Below are 15666 nucleotides of genomic sequence, written 5' to 3'. Positions count from 1 at the left end.
GGTAAAATAGGAAACACAAATATATAGCATTCGTTTCTTTTTTTATTAGTTAGTATCAAATCAAGTCATCTATATTTTATATTTAAAATATAAAATTATCATCAAAATCTTATTATTTTTGAACATATTCTATAAATAGCGATTAAAATGAAGTCTAAAATATTAATAATTGGTGCATGTGGACAAATTGGTTCTGAATTAACATTTAAACTACGTGAATTGTATGGCAATGAAAATGTGATTGCAAGCGACATCAGTTATAGTAATTTAGACATCGTAAACTCTGGAATTTTTGAAATTGTAGATGCTGAAAATTATGTTAGTGTAAAAGTATGCATTGAAAAGTATAAAATAGACACTGTGTATTTAATGGCAGCCATATTAAGTGCAACTGGTGAAAAATTCCCAAAAAAAGCTTGGGATTTAAACATGGAATCGCTGTTCCATATTTTAAATTTAGCCCGTGCCAATTTCATTAAAAAAGTATTCTGGCCTTCAAGTATTGCTGTATTTGGACCAACAACTCCTAAAGATTATACCCCACAATACACCGTAATGGAACCAACTACCGTGTACGGCATTACCAAACAAGTTGGTGAACGCTGGTGCGAATATTACTTTAAAAAATATGGAGTTGATGTACGTAGTTTGCGTTACCCAGGTATTATAAGTTGGAAAACATTGCCGGGCGGTGGTACAACCGATTATGCTGTGGAAATATTTCACAAAGCTTTAAATGAAGGTGCTTATGATTGTTTTTTAAAAGAAGACACCAAACTACCTATGATGTTTATGGACGATGCCATAAAAGCTACTATAGATATTATGTCGGCACCTAAGGAAGCCATAAAAATAAGGTCGTCCTATAATCTTGCAGCCATAAGTTTTACACCAAAAGAAATTGCCGATTCCATAAAAAGTCAAATACCAGAATTTAAAATAAGTTACACACCCGATTTTAGGCAAGAAATAGCCAATAGTTGGCCATCAAGCATCAACGATTCCTATGCCAGACAAGATTGGAAATGGAAACATCAATTTAACCTTACAGATATTACAAAGGAGATGCTTTCTCAACTCAATAAAAAATATAATGCAGCGCTAAAGAAATCTAATTAATTGTATATTTGATTTCCCTAAATTATAATTAGTATGTTGGATAATTTTTGGTTTAATGTTCAATATGGTATCAACCATGTTTTAGATATAAAAGCCTACGACCATGTTTTATTTCTTATTGTATTAACAGTTCCTTATCTTTTTAAAGATTGGAAACGTGTATTTCTATTAGTAACCATGTTTACGCTGGGGCATACACTATCTCTTGTTTTAGCGGTTTATGGGGTAGTAACCGTTAAAGCGCAATTAGTAGAATTTTTAATACCTGTAACCATATTAATTGTAGCACTTTTTAATGTGTTTACATCAGGTAAAGGCGCACAAAAGGAAAAAATTGGTATCCTATTTTTATCTACACTATTTTTCGGGCTTATACACGGGTTAGGTTTTGCTCGCGAATTCAAAATGCTACTAAATGATTCTGAGAGTAAGTTTGTTTTACTTTTAGAATTTGCTTTAGGTATAGAATTAGCTCAAATTATCATCGTTTTCGCAGTCCTACTCTTGGGATACATCATGCAAACCATATTTAGGTTTAATAAACGGGATTGGATCATGGTTATTTCTGCCATCGTAGTTGGATTAGTGATTCCAATGATTCTTAATAGTGAATTTATAGCATAAGTCTTAATTTAGGCGTTTCCCTAAAGGGTCGGGCCGTCCGCTATATCTTTTTAAAACAGTCTTGCCAACATTATAAACCGCAGTAATTGGCGAATTTTTCGTTTTCCACAAGTTTGCAACTATTAAGGTTTAAAAAGGATGCCGCTACCATCCCTAACGCAACCTACCAACAAAATTCAGTAACAAACCGAATTTCGTTAGAGTTTATTTAAAACTTCATAAATTTACAATCTAAATATTGTACATGAAAATCCTTCACCTAGATACCAATCACGAGTTATTAATTAATCAACTTAATCAATTAGGCTTTACCAATCATGAAGATTATTCATCTTCAAAACAAGAAATAGAAGCTAAAATTCAAAATTACGAAGGCATCATTCTAAGAAGCCGATTTTCAATAGACAAACAATTTTTGGATTCAGCCACCAACCTAAAATTTATAGGTCGCGTAGGTGCTGGTTTAGAAAACATAGATTGCGATTACGCCGAAAAAAAAGGCATTACACTAATAGCAGCACCCGAAGGCAATAGAAATGCCGTTGGAGAACACGCACTTGGCATGTTACTATCTTTGTTCAACAAGCTAAATAAAGCCGACCAAGAAGTTAGAACAGGCAAATGGCTACGCGAAGCCAATAGAGGCATCGAACTTGACGGCAGAACCGTGGGACTAATTGGCTACGGTAATATGGGAAAAGCATTCGCAAAAAAACTACGCGGATTTGATGTTGAAGTACTTTGCTACGACATAAAAGAGAATGTGGGCGATATAAACGCAAAGCAAGTAACGTTAAAAGAGTTTCAGGAAAAGGTAGATGTTGTGAGCTTACACACACCACAAACGCCATTAACCTTAGGCATGATAAACTCCGAACTTATTAAAGGGTTTAAAAAGCCAATTTGGTTTATAAATACGGCACGTGGTAAGAGTGTTGTTACTGCAGACTTAGTTTCTGCATTAAAAAGCGGCAGAGTTTTGGGTGCAGGTTTAGATGTTTTGGAATACGAAAAATCGTCATTCGAAGATATGTTTACCACCACCATGCCTGAACCATTTCAGTATTTAATACAAGCAAAAAATGTATTGCTAACGCCACATGTAGCAGGATGGACTGTAGAAAGTAAAGAAAAATTAGCTCAAACCATCGTTGATAAGATTGAGGCACATTTTTGCTAATTTTTTAAAACTTGTAACAATCTAACAACTATATAGCTTATTGATACTCGGGATTACCAACTTTCCCAATAAAACAAATAGACCCTGTTTCTTTTTCCTTTATGGCAAAAATAAAAGGTCTGTCTAGCAGAAAATGTTTAGGACTGTTAACTGATGTAGTTTCTACACCTACAACGGTTACCGCAGCAGCTTCAGTGCCTTCTTCATTAACATCAATAAAAGTTTTTTGTAACACAAACGAAATTTTGGTTGAAATATCGCTTATACCACTAAAATTAGCATTATCACTAAAAGCAATGCCCAAACCTAAATTAACTAGGGCCTCATTAAATTCTTTTTTATAGGAAAACGTAAACTTAGGCATCGTGATTCTTAAATTATGTTCAGAATAACTGCTTTGCCACGACATCCAGTTTTCATTATTCATAATAGCTAAAATATCATCTACTGTATTTTCAACATTTGGAAGCATGAGAATCATGGTATATTCGTTATTTGCATACGGAAGTTCAACCGAAGAAAATATGGAATTTGAAAAATAGTTCAAATCTTCACTCATAGACATCATATCTACTTGCTTAACGGTGCCATTATTTAATTGAAAAGATCTTTTTTTAGTGTCCTTAACATCAAAACGATACTTCCAATCACTTTTAAAATAAAGCGCATTTATTGCGTACAATACAGCATTTGGGGCAATTCCATCTAAAATATTTGAAATTTTCCCATTAGTTTTATTCGACACCCAATTATTAATTGTTTTTAAAGTATTGGGGTCGCGAAAATCTTTATTTTGAACTTCAGCAGTATAGTAACTTCTATTGGCTTCTAAAAAATTTTCATTTACTGGAAAACTATTATTTACCCAAAGTGAATTGGCAATTTCAAAAGTTGTGCCAGAGGCGTTACGGGTTAAGTGGTTTATGATATTTTGATTAACCAAATTCGTTTGCTCTAAAGTAATATCTCCATAATTAAACACATTAGAAAAGGCCTGTTGGGTATCGCCAGCAGCCCCATTATAAACCATGCCTAAAGCAAGTGAAGCGCTAACAGGCGAAATCATAAAATTGGCTTCAGTTTCGCTCTGAGCAATTTCCTCAAATAAAGAAAAAGCAAAAAGATTATTTGCCGAAACAACTGCCCCTCCTTTTGCAATAGTATTAAAAGGTTCTAAAGGTGTTTCTTCATTTGTACTACAAGATTGAACCATTAATAAGCTAAAAAAAACTGCAAAACTAACCGTGAAAATGTTTACTAACTTCATTATTTATTTGTTTTATCTTACAATATAGATGCAAAAAGTAATTAAAGGTTGCTTGCTCTAAACAAAAAAGGTACTAAAACTAAAATTATAGAATTTTATTAACTTTATAGAATTAAATTAACCTTATGCAGTACCAAGCCAATTCACCCGAAGAATACATAAGTCAACTTCCTGAAGACCGGCAAGAACCTATAAAAAAACTACGAAAAATCATTAAAAAAAACTTACCGGATGGGTTTGAAGAAACCATTAATTATAGTATGATTGGTTATGTGGTACCACATTCCATTTATCCAGATGGGTATCATTGCACACCAGAACTCCCTTTACCTTTCATGAGTATTGCATCTCAAAAAAACTTTATTGCTGTGTATAGTTCCAGTGTGTACGCTACAAAAGATTTATACAATTGGTTCGTTTCTGAATATCCTAAACATTGCAAACGAAAAATTGACATGGGCAAAAGCTGTATCCGTTTTAAATATATGGACGACATCCCTTTTGAACTTATAGGCGAATTAGCATCTAAAATGACAGTAAAAGAGTGGATTTCCATTTATGAAGAAGCCATAAAAAAACAACCAAAAAAATAAATAATTATGAAATTAGGAGCCTTTTCAATGAGCCTTAGTGTTAAAGACATTAAAGCTTCAAAACAATTTTACGAAACTTTGGGTTTTTCAGTTTTTGCGGGAGACATTGAAAAAAATTACCTCATCATGAAAAACGGCAATGCTTTAGTTGGATTGTTTCAGGGCATGTTTCCAAATAACATTCTTACCTTTAACCCCGGTTGGGATGAAAACGCTAATAAACTAGATACTTTTGATGATGTTAGAACCATTCAAAAGCATTTAAAAAGCTCTGGAATAAAACTTGAAAGTGAAGCCGATGAAAACAGCAAAGGTCCGGCAAGTTTTGTGGTTTTAGATCCCGATGGAAATGCCATACTTGTTGATCAACATGTTTAATTCAATCTAAATGAAATGAAAAAAAGAGTTACAGGCATTGGTGGGTTGTTTTTTAAAACCAAAGACCCAAAGGCATCAAAAGATTGGTATGAAAAACATCTAGGTTTCAATACCGATGATTATGGTTCCACATTTTGGTGGAAAGATAAAGAGGGGGAAGATTGCTCAACTCAATGGAGTCCATTTTCTGAAAACACCAATTATTTCGAACCTTCAAAAAAAGACTTCATGTTTAACTATCGTGTTGAAAATTTAACTGAATTATTAGAAACCTTAAAGGAAGAAGGTGTTACCATTGTAGGCAATATTGAAGAATACGATTATGGGAAATTTGGCTGGATTTTAGATAATGATGGAAATAAAATAGAACTTTGGGAACCTAAAGACAGTGCTTTTCTTTAAAAAATCTAAACAAAAAATCAAATCAAATTCCAAAACCCAGAAACCATTTTGAATTATTCAAACATTCTCCAGTCATTTCATCTAACCGCTATCCAATGGTTCGCCATCTGTCTTGCTGTATTTGTTTTAGGCTTATCAAAATCAGGCATTAAAGGTCTTGGCATCATTATAGTAGTTATTTTGGCATTTGTGTTTGGCGAAAAAGCTTCTACAGGCGTTTTATTGCCCATGCTTATTGGTGCCGATATTTTAGCTGTGGTATATTACAATAAACATGCCCAATGGAAATACATTATCAAATTACTTCCGGCAATGATTGTAGGTGTTTTAGTTGGTGTTTGGGTTGGAAACGATATTTCTGAAGAGATTTTTAAACGTATTATGGCTGTAATCATTATTGGTTCTGTTCTCATTATGTTTATAATGGAAAACAGAAAATCAGCCAACGTACCAACTAACAAATGGTTTTCAAACGGAACAGGATTCATGGCTGGTTTTACTACCATGGTCGGCAACTTAGCTGGTCCCATTTCCGATATCTATTTCCTCGCAATGCGTCTGCCTAAAAATGAATTTATAGGCACAGCTGCCTGGCTATTCTTTATTGTAAACGTTTTTAAACTGCCTTTTCATATTTTTGTTTGGAACACCATAAGTGTTAAAACATTAGTTTTAAACTCCGTTTTAATTCCTGTAATTATATTAGGGTTTTTCCTTGGAGCTTATATCGTAACATTAATTTCTAATGTAAATTACAGACGTTTTATTCTTATCGTTACCGCATTAGGTGGAGTCATTATGTTGTTTAGATAAGGATGAATTACATAACTAATTCTTTTTTTAGTATTTTTATTATACAATCAAAAAAAACAATATTATGTCCTACGAAACAAATTTAAGCGATGGCAAAAACATCGCAATTATCGCACACATCACATTAATTGGTTGGATAATTGCTTTTGTTATGAATAATAATATTAAAAATGAATTTGCATCATTTTATATTAGGCAAATGCTTGGCTTAATGCTTGCAGCGTTAGTGTGCTCATTTGTTCCCGTATTGGGATGGATTTTAAACTTAGCGATGTTGGCATTATGGATTATTAGTTTTATAGGGGCTTTTGAGGGACAAAAAAAATTAGTTCCAATTTTAGGTGAATACTTTCAAGATTGGTTTAAATCACTTTAATTCAAACAAAAAAGCCTAATGTAAGATTTACATTAGGCTTTTTTGTTAGCTTATTATTTAAGGTTACTCCTCATTATTCTCCATAAACTTACGTTCCAATTCTGCTTGAAATTCTTCCATAACGGGTCGAACAGTGCTTTCTGGTAAGTCGGCAATTTTAATGTACATTAAACCATCTACGGCATTATTAAATAATGGATCAACATTGAAGGCTACTAACTTGGCATTTTGTTTAATGTATTTTTTAAGAAGTACAGGTAAGCGTAGCGCTCCTGGTTCTATTTCATCAATAACCTTATCGAATTTGTTTAAATCGGCCTCCGTTTCATCAAAAACAAAATCTTTATCGGCGTCTTTTAACTTTACTTTAAACTCTTTTTTAGGATGCACATATTGGGCAATGTAAGGGTCGTAGTAATGCGATTTCATAAACTCAATCATCAACGATTTTGAGAAGTTTGAAAACTGATTGCTAATACTCACGCCGCCAATTAAAAACTTGTGTTCCGGGTAGCGCAACGTTGTGTGCACAATGCCTTTCCAAAGTAAAAATAAAGGCATTGGTTTTTGTTGGTATTCTTTAATAATGAAAGCGCGCCCCATTTCGATGGACTGACTCATCATTTTATGCAACTCGGGTTCAAACCTAAATAAGTCTTGCAAATAAAAACCATCAATGCCGTAACGTTCAAAAATTTTAGAACCTAAGCCCATTCTGTATGCGCCGGCAAGTACTTTACTTTCATTATCCCATAAGAACATATGGTGGTAATAATTATCAAAGCCGTCAAGATCAATTGCTTCATTGGTACCTTCGCCTACCTCTCTAAACGTAATTTCACGAAGTCTACCAATTTCACGAAGTATGTTAGGAATTTTATCGGCTTGTGCCAAGAATACCTCATAATTTTTACTTTGTAACAATCGAGAATCGTCCTTTCTTAAGGCCTCAACTTCTTGAACCATTAAATCGGTTGCCACTGGTGTTACAATATTTTTTGGAGCCCTTGGTGCTTTTAAAGTAGATTGAATATTATCTAATATCTTCGATTTTTCTTCAAAAGCATTAGATAACATATACGTTTTTCGTCTTAAAAATTCTGAAAAATCTTCAAGAGAACTGTATTCCTTTTGGTCTTCCACCGAAATTGGTTTTCCTATTCTAACCTTAATGGTACGGCGTTTTTGGGTAAGCAATTCTGATGGTAATTTAGCTGTTCTAAGCGTGTCGCTAATTTTAGAAAGTTTATAAAACAATCTGCTATTTTTAGCATGAAAATAAATTGGAACTACTGGAACCTCAGCTTTCTTAACCAATTTCATGGCTGAAGCTTCCCAAGGCCTATCAACCACCAATTTACCATCGCGATAGGTTGAAACTTCACCAGCTGGAAAAATACCTAAAGGTCGTCCTTCTCTTAAATGAAGTATGGCATTTTTAAAACCAGAAAGACTTGATTTAGCATCCTTTCTATCTTCAAAAGGATTTACAGGCATAATATAAGGCTTCATGGGCTCGATACGATGCAATAAAAAGTTGGCAATTATTTTAAAATCCTTACGCTGTTCAAGCATTAATTTTAAAAGTAAAATACCATCGATACCTCCAAGTGGGTGATTGGACACTGTAATGTACGCCCCTTCTTTGGGAAGTCGTTTCAAATCTTCCTCTGGAATTTCAAATTTAATCTGAAAATCATCTAAAATAGCATCTAAAAAAGGTAGGTCGTTAAGGTGTTTATTTCGATTGTAAATTCTATTAAGTGTAGATATTTTAAGCACTTTCATTAGCAACCAACCAACAAACGTTCCTACAAATCCATAGTTATCTACGTTTATTACTTTAGCTACTTCTTTTGCCGAAACTAATCCTATCTCCTGTTGTTTGCTCATGGACTGCAAATGTACTAAATTGTTATTTACTTACTACTTGAACAGTTTCTTGTGTTAATTGCTTCAACAACACCGTTTTACCTGCTTCAATTTGATTAATTGAAGCCTGATTATAATGCCTAATAGTATAAAGGGACACGTTTTCGTGACAAGTTACCTTGAATTTCGCCTTTAAATGATGTAATAACTTATCTAGATTATTATAAATATTATCTACACAAACCGAAAAACTAATGGCCGAGTTTTGAATTACATCCACCTTCATTTTATATAAATGTAGTAAATTAAATATTTCACTTATGTTTTCTTCTACTATATAAGAGAAATCTAAAGATGATAATGAAATTAAAACCTGGTTTTTCTTAACAATGAAACATGGCACCATTGGGTCGAGTGTGCTATTTTTACCTATGCGTGTTCCAGGTGCTTCGGGATTTAAAAACGATTTAACATATAAAGGAATTTCCTTTCCCTGAAGTGGTTGTAAGGTTTTTGGATGAATAACAGATGCCCCATAAAAGGCTAATTCTATGGCTTCTCTGTAACTTATTTGATTTAGTAATTGAGCATTCTCAAAATAACGTGGATCGGCATTTAAAACGCCTGGAACGTCTTTCCAAATGGTAACACTATCAGCATTTAAGCAATAGGCATAAATAGCTGCAGTATAATCACTCCCTTCTCTACCAAGCGTAGTAGTAAAATTATTTGGATCGCTACCTAAAAAGCCTTGTGTTATATTTAAAACGGAACTATTAAAATTAGAGGTTATTAATCGTTGTGTTTCTTCCCAATTTACATTTGCTCGCCTATAGTAATTATCGGTTTTAATTTGCTCTCGCACATCAACCCAGTTATTTTTTAATCCATTGTCGTTTAAATAGTCACTAAGAATTGTGCTTGAGATTAATTCGCCAAACCCTATAATTTGGTCGTAAACAAAATTATAGTCGGGTGATTTGTTTGTTTTACAAAAGGCATTAAGTTCTTCAAAAAAAGTAGCTATTTTTTTATAAATAGGATGAAGTTCATCTTCAAATAAATCTATTAAAATCTGGTTATGGTATTTTTTTACTTCTTGAATCGCACTTTGCAGTTCAGGTTTATTATCAAAATAATTTTTAATTACAACTTCCAAAGCATTGGTGGTTTTGCCCATTGCAGAAACCACGATTAAAACATTTTTATAACCTACTTTTTGCAATACGGAGGCTACATTTTTTACACCATCCGCATCTTTAACCGATGCTCCACCAAATTTGAATACTCGCATTTTATAAATTTGCCATATAGTTTTTAATACCTTCTTCGTTTAGGTGTACTACATTCCATTCACGTAACACGTTTGCCCCTTTTTTCTCGTATAAGTTAATTGCGGGTTTGTTCCAATCTAAAACTTCCCAGTTTATACGCTTTACACCTAATTGGCTCCCATATTTAACAACCTCATCCAATAGGGCAGTACCTAGGCCTAAACCACGCATGGTATCACTAACTACCAAATCTTCTAAATGCAAAATTTTACCTTTCCAGGTAGAATATCTATGAAAAACCAAGGCAATACCTTCAACTTTATTGTTTACTTCAGCCACAAAACACACAAATGCAGGATGTTCCCCAAAACCATCCTTTTCTAAATCTTCAACGGTAACTATTACCGCATCTGGTTCATTTTCATAATGTGCTAGTTGATTAATTAATGCCAATACGCGTGGCATATCTTCTTTTTTTGCCTTTCTAATTGTAAAATTCATAATATTTTTAAATTATTTCAAAGATAGCTTAAAGTTGAATATTTAAAAGATTAATCTTAGACGAAAACGTTGTAGTTAATTAAAAAATAATTGATATTTGTAGTAATTAAAAACAATTTTATGTCTCACAAAAAGCAAACCTTAGGAGAATTTATTATTGAAAATCAATCGGCATTCAAGTATTCTTCTGGAGAATTATCAAGTCTTCTAAATTCCATCCGATTAGCCGCAAAAATAGTAAACCACGAAGTTAACAAGGCTGGTTTGGTTGATATTATTGGCGCTGCTGGCGACACTAATATACAGGGAGAAGACCAACAAAAATTGGATGTATATGCTAATGAAAAGTTTATACAAACACTTACAAAACGTAATATTGTTTGTGGCATTGCTAGTGAGGAAGAAGACGATTTTATTTCAATTAATAGTAATGATGAAAACCATCAAAATAAATATATTGTTTTAATTGATCCGCTTGATGGTTCTTCCAACATTGATGTGAATGTATCTGTTGGAACCATTTTTTCTATCTACAGACGTATTACTCCTGTTGGAACACCAGTAACTCTGGATGATTTTTTACAAAAAGGAAGTCAGCAAGTAGCCGCAGGTTATATCGTTTACGGCACCTCTACCATGCTGGTTTACACCACAGGAGCTGGCGTTAATGGGTTTACGTTAAATCCGGCCATTGGTTCGTTTTATTTATCACATCCTAATATGCAATTCCCTGAAGACGGTCATATCTATTCCGTAAATGAAGGTAATTATATTCAATTTCCGCAAGGCATAAAAAATTATATTAAATACTGCCAAAAAGATGAAGAAGACAGACCATACACTTCAAGATACATTGGTTCTTTGGTTTCTGATTTTCACAGAAATATGATAAAGGGTGGTATTTATATGTATCCGCAAAGTTCAAAAAATCCTAACGGAAAATTACGTTTATTATACGAATGTAACCCGATGGCTTTTTTGGCAGAACAAGCTAATGGAAAGGCCAGCGATGGTTTTAATAGAATAATGGATATTCAACCAACCGAATTACATGAACGTGCTCCGTTTATTTGCGGAAGTAAAAACATGGTTGAAAAAGCAGAAGAGTTTATGCGTAATGCACAATAAATAATAAATTAGAATATAAAAATGCGAACTTGAATGTTCGCATTTTTTTTTAGTATACATCTTCAACATTATCCTTAATCCAACTAAGGCACTCATTAAAAGTTTCAAACAAATATTCCTTAGAAATTAAATCTGGGATGATATCAATGCGTTCCATCATTAATCTTGGCTGTTTAAGTAAGCCTACAAACAATACCGTAATGTTGTCTTTTCTTAAATCTACCAATACATCTTCCATGGCATATAACCCAGACTGATCTATATAAGGCATTTTTTCTAATCGAATAACCACAGTAGACGCTGTTTTGGGTATTTGCTTTGCCAGAATTTGAAAATCGCTTGTAGTACCAAAAAATAACGGGCCGTTAATATGTTTTATAAAAACTTCTTCTTTTAATTTTTCGGGGAAACCAATTTCATCTTTCCACGCTTCTTCCTTTAAAGTTCTAACGTCGGAACGTTCGGCTGTTAAATCACCAATCTTCTTCATAAACATCAAAGAAGCAATTACAAGCCCGATACCAACAGCATAAACTAAATTCCAAAGTGAAGATAATAACAATACAACTAGCATTATTAATACTTCTGAACTTAATTTAAGCATACCGAACTTAATATCTTTTGGTAAACTTGGAATGGCTTTCAGTCCTTTATAATCCATAACACCTATTCCAACGGTAATTAAAATGCCCGCTAATACAGCTGCCGGGATTCTTGAAGCTATTGGTCCTAAACCTAAAAGAATAATAAGCAGCATAAGACCCGCAATCATTCCAGAAAGTTTTGTTTTTCCTCCAGAATTAATATTAACAACCGTTCTAATGGTGGCACCTGCTCCAGGAATACCTCCGAAAATGGCTCCAATACTATTACCAATACCTTGTCCCACTAGTTCTTTGTTAGGGTTGTGCTTGGTTTTAGTCATATTATCGGCAACAACACTAGTTAAAAGTGAATCAATGGCACCTAATAATGCTAATGTTAAGGCTGTAAAAACATAAGGTGTAATAGTTCCAACATTAAAGTTTGTGAAAATTTCTAAATGTGGAATGGGTATGCCTCCTGGAATTTCTTCAATGGGTCTGTAGTTTAAACCAAATGCTACTGCAGCACCAGAAACCACTACTAATGCCACTAGTGTACTTGGAATTTTGTTTGTTATACGTTTAAATCCGTAAATTATTATAATGGTTGATAACGCCAGTATTAACTCTAACCAGTTTATGTGTTGTATAGCTCTAGGCAATACTTTTAACGTTCCTAAAACGCCAGATGCTTCGTTATTTGCAAGGGTTTTGGACTCTAATAAAATATCCTCATCACTAATGGATTCTGCCCTTTTTATAGTTTCTTTAAAATCTTCTAAAACTAAAATGCCTTCTCCAGCTTCTTCTTTTAGAATATTTTCTAGTATTAATTCTTCTGCCTGAGGTTTAAATTGGTTTACTAAACCTTCATCTTCCTTTGGGTAATACCCTATTGAGGGTAAAATTTGAGTTATGAGAATAATAACACCAATGGCCGTCATAAACCCAGAAACAACGGGGTACGGAATGTATTTAATGTATTTACCTAAGCCTAAAGCTCCTAGACCTATCTGCATTAATCCAGATAAAAAGAATACAATAAGAATGGCTGGTAAGGCCTTGTTAACGTCGCCATCATTCACGGCAACAATTCCCGCAATAACAACCATACTTACGGCCGTCATTGGTGCGGTAGGCCCAGAAATTTGGGTATTGGTACCACCAAATAATGCTGCGAAAAAACTTAAAAATATAGCGCCATATAGCCCTGCACTTGGCCCCAAACCGGATGAAACTCCAAAAGCTAGCGCTAATGGTAATGCAACAATACCTGCGGTAATTCCGCCAAAGGCATCTCCTCTAATGTTTGAGAACAGTTTCTTCATGGCTATATTTAGTTTAGGCTTTTAATTTACGACATTTTTTTAAGTTTTATAAATTTTAAAAAGTAACGAAGGTCATTATATTAAACTGGTCTCTACCTGAAGTTTCAAAAAATTGATTCATATAACCGGCTTCAACTTTTAAATTTTTATTTAATTGATAACCGATACCACCATACAATCTATTTCTATCAAAAATAGCTGTTTTTGTGTTTAAAAACAGCTCATTATAGGCTGAAATATAATATTTACTGCTTTCTGAAAAAGGAATGTTTAAACCTAAAAAGTAACGAAAACGCATTTTAAAATCAGCTTCAACAAAACGTTGTTCAAATCTGTAGCGATGATTCAATGTAATGCTTCCTATAGTTTGTGAAGCTGTAAATTGTTGAAAGATTCGGTGTTCATTAACATCCTCTTTTTCATCAGTATCTCCAACATAATTTTCCGATAAAATATAGACATAACCTAAAAGCACATTATTTTTGCCCTCATTAAAGGTATAACCTAATCCGGTTCGTAAAAGTAATTGTTCTAAATCTCCAATCGCATTATAATTTCTATATTGAACTTCGTTATGAATATTCCATTTAGAATTAATCTTTTTATTTCCAATGTAAATTAGCCAATTACCGAAATCGCTGTCTTGTGCCTTTACAAAGTTAGGCAGCACTAACAAAATTGTTAGTGCTACCATACTTATCCTCTTCTTCATAATGTTTTTAAATAATTCTGTTTATTCGTAAAATACAACTTCACCTGTATTTACGTCGTACATAGCGCCGATTATTAGAATTTCTCCGTTTTTCTCCATTTCGGTTAGAATTGGACTTTCAGCATGAATTCTTTCTATAGTTAATTCTACATTTTTTTTGGCAACACTATCAACAAAATCTAAATTTTTTGAATTTCTAAGACTCGCATCACTAGGCTCTGAAACTGCATTTACAGCAGGAGTTATTTTTTCAATTAACTTTGTTAAGTTACCCATTTTAGCATCATCACAGGCGCCTTTTACAGCACCACAACTTGTGTGACCTAATACTACTATCAATTTAGTGCCCGCTAGTTTACAAGCAAACTCCATACTTCCTAAGATGTCTTCGTTTACAAAGTTTCCTGCAATACGAACGCTAAAGATATCACCCAACCCTTGGTCGAATACTAATTCGGCCGAAACTCTAGAATCGATACAGCTTAAGATAGTTGCGAATGGAAATTGCCCCTCGCTAGTATCATTAACTTGCTCTAATAAGTTTCTGTTTGCCTTTAGGTTATTTTGAAACCTTTGATTCCCTTCTTTTAAATATTGCAAAGACTTTTCAGGCGTCATCGTTAACTGGGTTTCTCTTGTATGTGCTTTCATAATTTATATTTTTATTTGATTTTTTTATATGGACTTTTGTGATATTTGATTTTGTTTTCCAGCAAGTAATAGCGAGACCTTTAGCTTACTGATAACATCTTTCACGTCGGAATTAACCGAAGGTACTTTTTTAGCTTTTTCAACACCTCTGTTTAAGCATAATAGGTTGACTTTACTTTTTACAAGGTAGTTGGATAGACTGCTCATGGCGTTATCGCTTTGTTCAAACACAAACTCAATTGTATCTGTATCTGTTCCATTACCATTAGTTTCTTTTAAATCGTTGGACTTATTAATGATTTTGAAACATTTTAATGGTTTTTGAGAATGTGCCAGCAAACTATTGGAAAATTCCAAATTAAACGCTTCTTCAATATTGTTTAATACCCCCAAAGCAAGTTCCTTATCAGGCTCTAAACCATTTTCATTGGCAGCTATCATGATAACACCTTCATGGTTTTTTAAAATGAAATCTGTAACATTGTCTCCAATGATATTGAATGCTTTAGACTTCTTTTTACCCAATACAATGATATCTGGTTTATGTTCATTTATATAGGATAAAATTTCATCTTTAATATTTCCAAACGTAAATGAATACGGTATGTTTATTCCAAATTCATTCGAGATTGGAGTTATAATGTTTTGTATTTTCTTTTCCGTTTTTCTGTATTCGCTGTTTATGGTTCTAATAGCTGATAATTGATTTTCCTTTTCAACTACATCTGTTGGTTTCTTTATGTGAAAAAACTCAATATCACCTTGAATCATTTTGGCCAGACTAACAGTGCTTTTCAATATCGTTTGAGTCGATTTTTTTAAATCTGACAGTACTAAAATTTTATATTTATCCTTTTTCATAAC

At 33.4% G+C, this 15666-nt stretch carries 17 protein-coding genes; 9 read left to right on the top strand and 8 right to left on the bottom strand.

The window, feature by feature from the left end; all coding sequences use genetic code 11:
* Positions 1-147: 147 nt before the first annotated feature.
* The 3 genes from ABYI63_RS02030 (at position 148) to ABYI63_RS02020 (ending at position 2923) form a co-directional block, all read left to right on the top strand.
* A complete protein-coding gene (locus tag ABYI63_RS02030) occupies positions 148-1119 on the top strand; it encodes an NAD-dependent epimerase/dehydratase family protein (protein ID WP_372752887.1) in 972 nt (323 codons plus the stop codon).
* 33 nt (positions 1120-1152) lie between these two features.
* Complete coding sequence (locus ABYI63_RS02025; protein WP_372752885.1) at positions 1153-1743, top strand: HupE/UreJ family protein; 591 nt, start codon at positions 1153-1155, stop codon at positions 1741-1743.
* A gap of 244 nt (positions 1744-1987) precedes the next feature.
* Positions 1988-2923: a 2-hydroxyacid dehydrogenase gene (locus tag ABYI63_RS02020; protein ID WP_372752883.1), complete on the top strand. Its 936-nt coding sequence runs from the start codon at positions 1988-1990 to the stop codon at positions 2921-2923.
* 37 nt (positions 2924-2960) lie between these two features.
* Here ABYI63_RS02020 and ABYI63_RS02015 read toward each other — a convergent pair whose 3' ends face one another.
* On the bottom strand, positions 2961-4190 hold the full coding sequence (locus ABYI63_RS02015) for a serpin family protein (RefSeq protein WP_372752881.1): 1230 nt from the start codon (positions 4188-4190) through the stop codon (positions 2961-2963).
* A gap of 125 nt (positions 4191-4315) precedes the next feature.
* On the opposite strand from ABYI63_RS02015, the gene ABYI63_RS02010 reads away from it, so the two are divergent.
* The 5 genes from ABYI63_RS02010 to ABYI63_RS01990 all read left to right on the top strand — a co-directional run bounded on the left by ABYI63_RS02010 (position 4316) and on the right by ABYI63_RS01990 (position 6752).
* Positions 4316-4783, top strand: coding sequence for a DUF1801 domain-containing protein (locus tag ABYI63_RS02010; protein ID WP_372752879.1), 468 nt, complete (start codon positions 4316-4318; stop codon positions 4781-4783).
* Positions 4784-4789: 6 nt separating this feature from the next.
* The gene (locus ABYI63_RS02005) at positions 4790-5161 is read left to right on the top strand and encodes a VOC family protein (RefSeq protein WP_372752877.1); all 372 of its coding nucleotides are present in this window, start codon (positions 4790-4792) and stop codon (positions 5159-5161) included.
* Between the two features lie 15 nt (positions 5162-5176).
* Complete coding sequence (locus ABYI63_RS02000; RefSeq protein WP_372752875.1) at positions 5177-5563, top strand: VOC family protein; 387 nt, start codon at positions 5177-5179, stop codon at positions 5561-5563.
* Positions 5564-5611: 48 nt separating this feature from the next.
* A complete protein-coding gene (locus ABYI63_RS01995; RefSeq protein ID WP_372752873.1) occupies positions 5612-6376 on the top strand; it encodes a sulfite exporter TauE/SafE family protein in 765 nt (254 codons plus the stop codon).
* Between the two features lie 64 nt (positions 6377-6440).
* Positions 6441-6752 carry a DUF4870 domain-containing protein gene (locus ABYI63_RS01990; protein ID WP_372752871.1) on the top strand — a complete coding sequence of 104 codons (312 nt, stop codon included), beginning with the start codon at positions 6441-6443 and terminating at the stop codon, positions 6750-6752.
* Between the two features lie 63 nt (positions 6753-6815).
* On the opposite strand, the gene ABYI63_RS01985 is transcribed toward ABYI63_RS01990, so the two are convergent.
* From ABYI63_RS01985 to ABYI63_RS01975, 3 genes are read right to left on the bottom strand one after another with little or no spacing between them, the layout of a single operon-like run.
* Positions 6816-8645: a GNAT family N-acyltransferase gene (locus ABYI63_RS01985; protein ID WP_372752869.1), complete on the bottom strand. Its 1830-nt coding sequence runs from the start codon at positions 8643-8645 to the stop codon at positions 6816-6818.
* A gap of 22 nt (positions 8646-8667) precedes the next feature.
* Complete coding sequence (locus tag ABYI63_RS01980; protein WP_372752867.1) at positions 8668-9918, bottom strand: aspartate kinase; 1251 nt, start codon at positions 9916-9918, stop codon at positions 8668-8670.
* Between the two features lies 1 nt (position 9919).
* On the bottom strand, positions 9920-10399 hold the full coding sequence (locus ABYI63_RS01975; RefSeq protein WP_372752865.1) for an N-acetyltransferase family protein: 480 nt from the start codon (positions 10397-10399) through the stop codon (positions 9920-9922).
* A 120-nt stretch (positions 10400-10519) separates the two neighbouring features.
* Between ABYI63_RS01975 and fbp the strand changes: the two genes are divergently transcribed.
* Positions 10520-11527: a class 1 fructose-bisphosphatase gene (gene fbp / locus ABYI63_RS01970; RefSeq protein ID WP_372752863.1), complete on the top strand. Its 1008-nt coding sequence runs from the start codon at positions 10520-10522 to the stop codon at positions 11525-11527.
* A gap of 49 nt (positions 11528-11576) precedes the next feature.
* Here the strand turns inward: fbp and ABYI63_RS01965 are convergent, their stop codons facing one another.
* Genes ABYI63_RS01965 through ABYI63_RS01950 form a run of 4 tightly spaced genes read right to left on the bottom strand, consistent with a single transcriptional unit; the run spans position 11577 to position 15663 of the window.
* Positions 11577-13439: a SulP family inorganic anion transporter gene (locus ABYI63_RS01965; RefSeq protein ID WP_372752861.1), complete on the bottom strand. Its 1863-nt coding sequence runs from the start codon at positions 13437-13439 to the stop codon at positions 11577-11579.
* Positions 13440-13494: 55 nt separating this feature from the next.
* Positions 13495-14151, bottom strand: coding sequence for a DUF2490 domain-containing protein (locus ABYI63_RS01960; RefSeq protein WP_372752859.1), 657 nt, complete (start codon positions 14149-14151; stop codon positions 13495-13497).
* A 21-nt stretch (positions 14152-14172) separates the two neighbouring features.
* Positions 14173-14802 (bottom strand): carbonic anhydrase family protein, encoded by a 630-nt coding sequence (locus tag ABYI63_RS01955; protein ID WP_372752857.1) that lies wholly within the window; start codon positions 14800-14802, stop codon positions 14173-14175.
* Between the two features lie 24 nt (positions 14803-14826).
* Positions 14827-15663 carry a universal stress protein gene (locus ABYI63_RS01950; RefSeq protein WP_372752855.1) on the bottom strand — a complete coding sequence of 279 codons (837 nt, stop codon included), beginning with the start codon at positions 15661-15663 and terminating at the stop codon, positions 14827-14829.
* Positions 15664-15666: the final 3 nt, after the last annotated feature.

The organism is Mariniflexile sp. (assembly GCF_041583155.1).
Classification (GTDB): Bacteria; Bacteroidota; Bacteroidia; order Flavobacteriales; family Flavobacteriaceae; genus Mariniflexile.
This window is presented reverse-complemented; position numbering and strand designations above follow the sequence as displayed.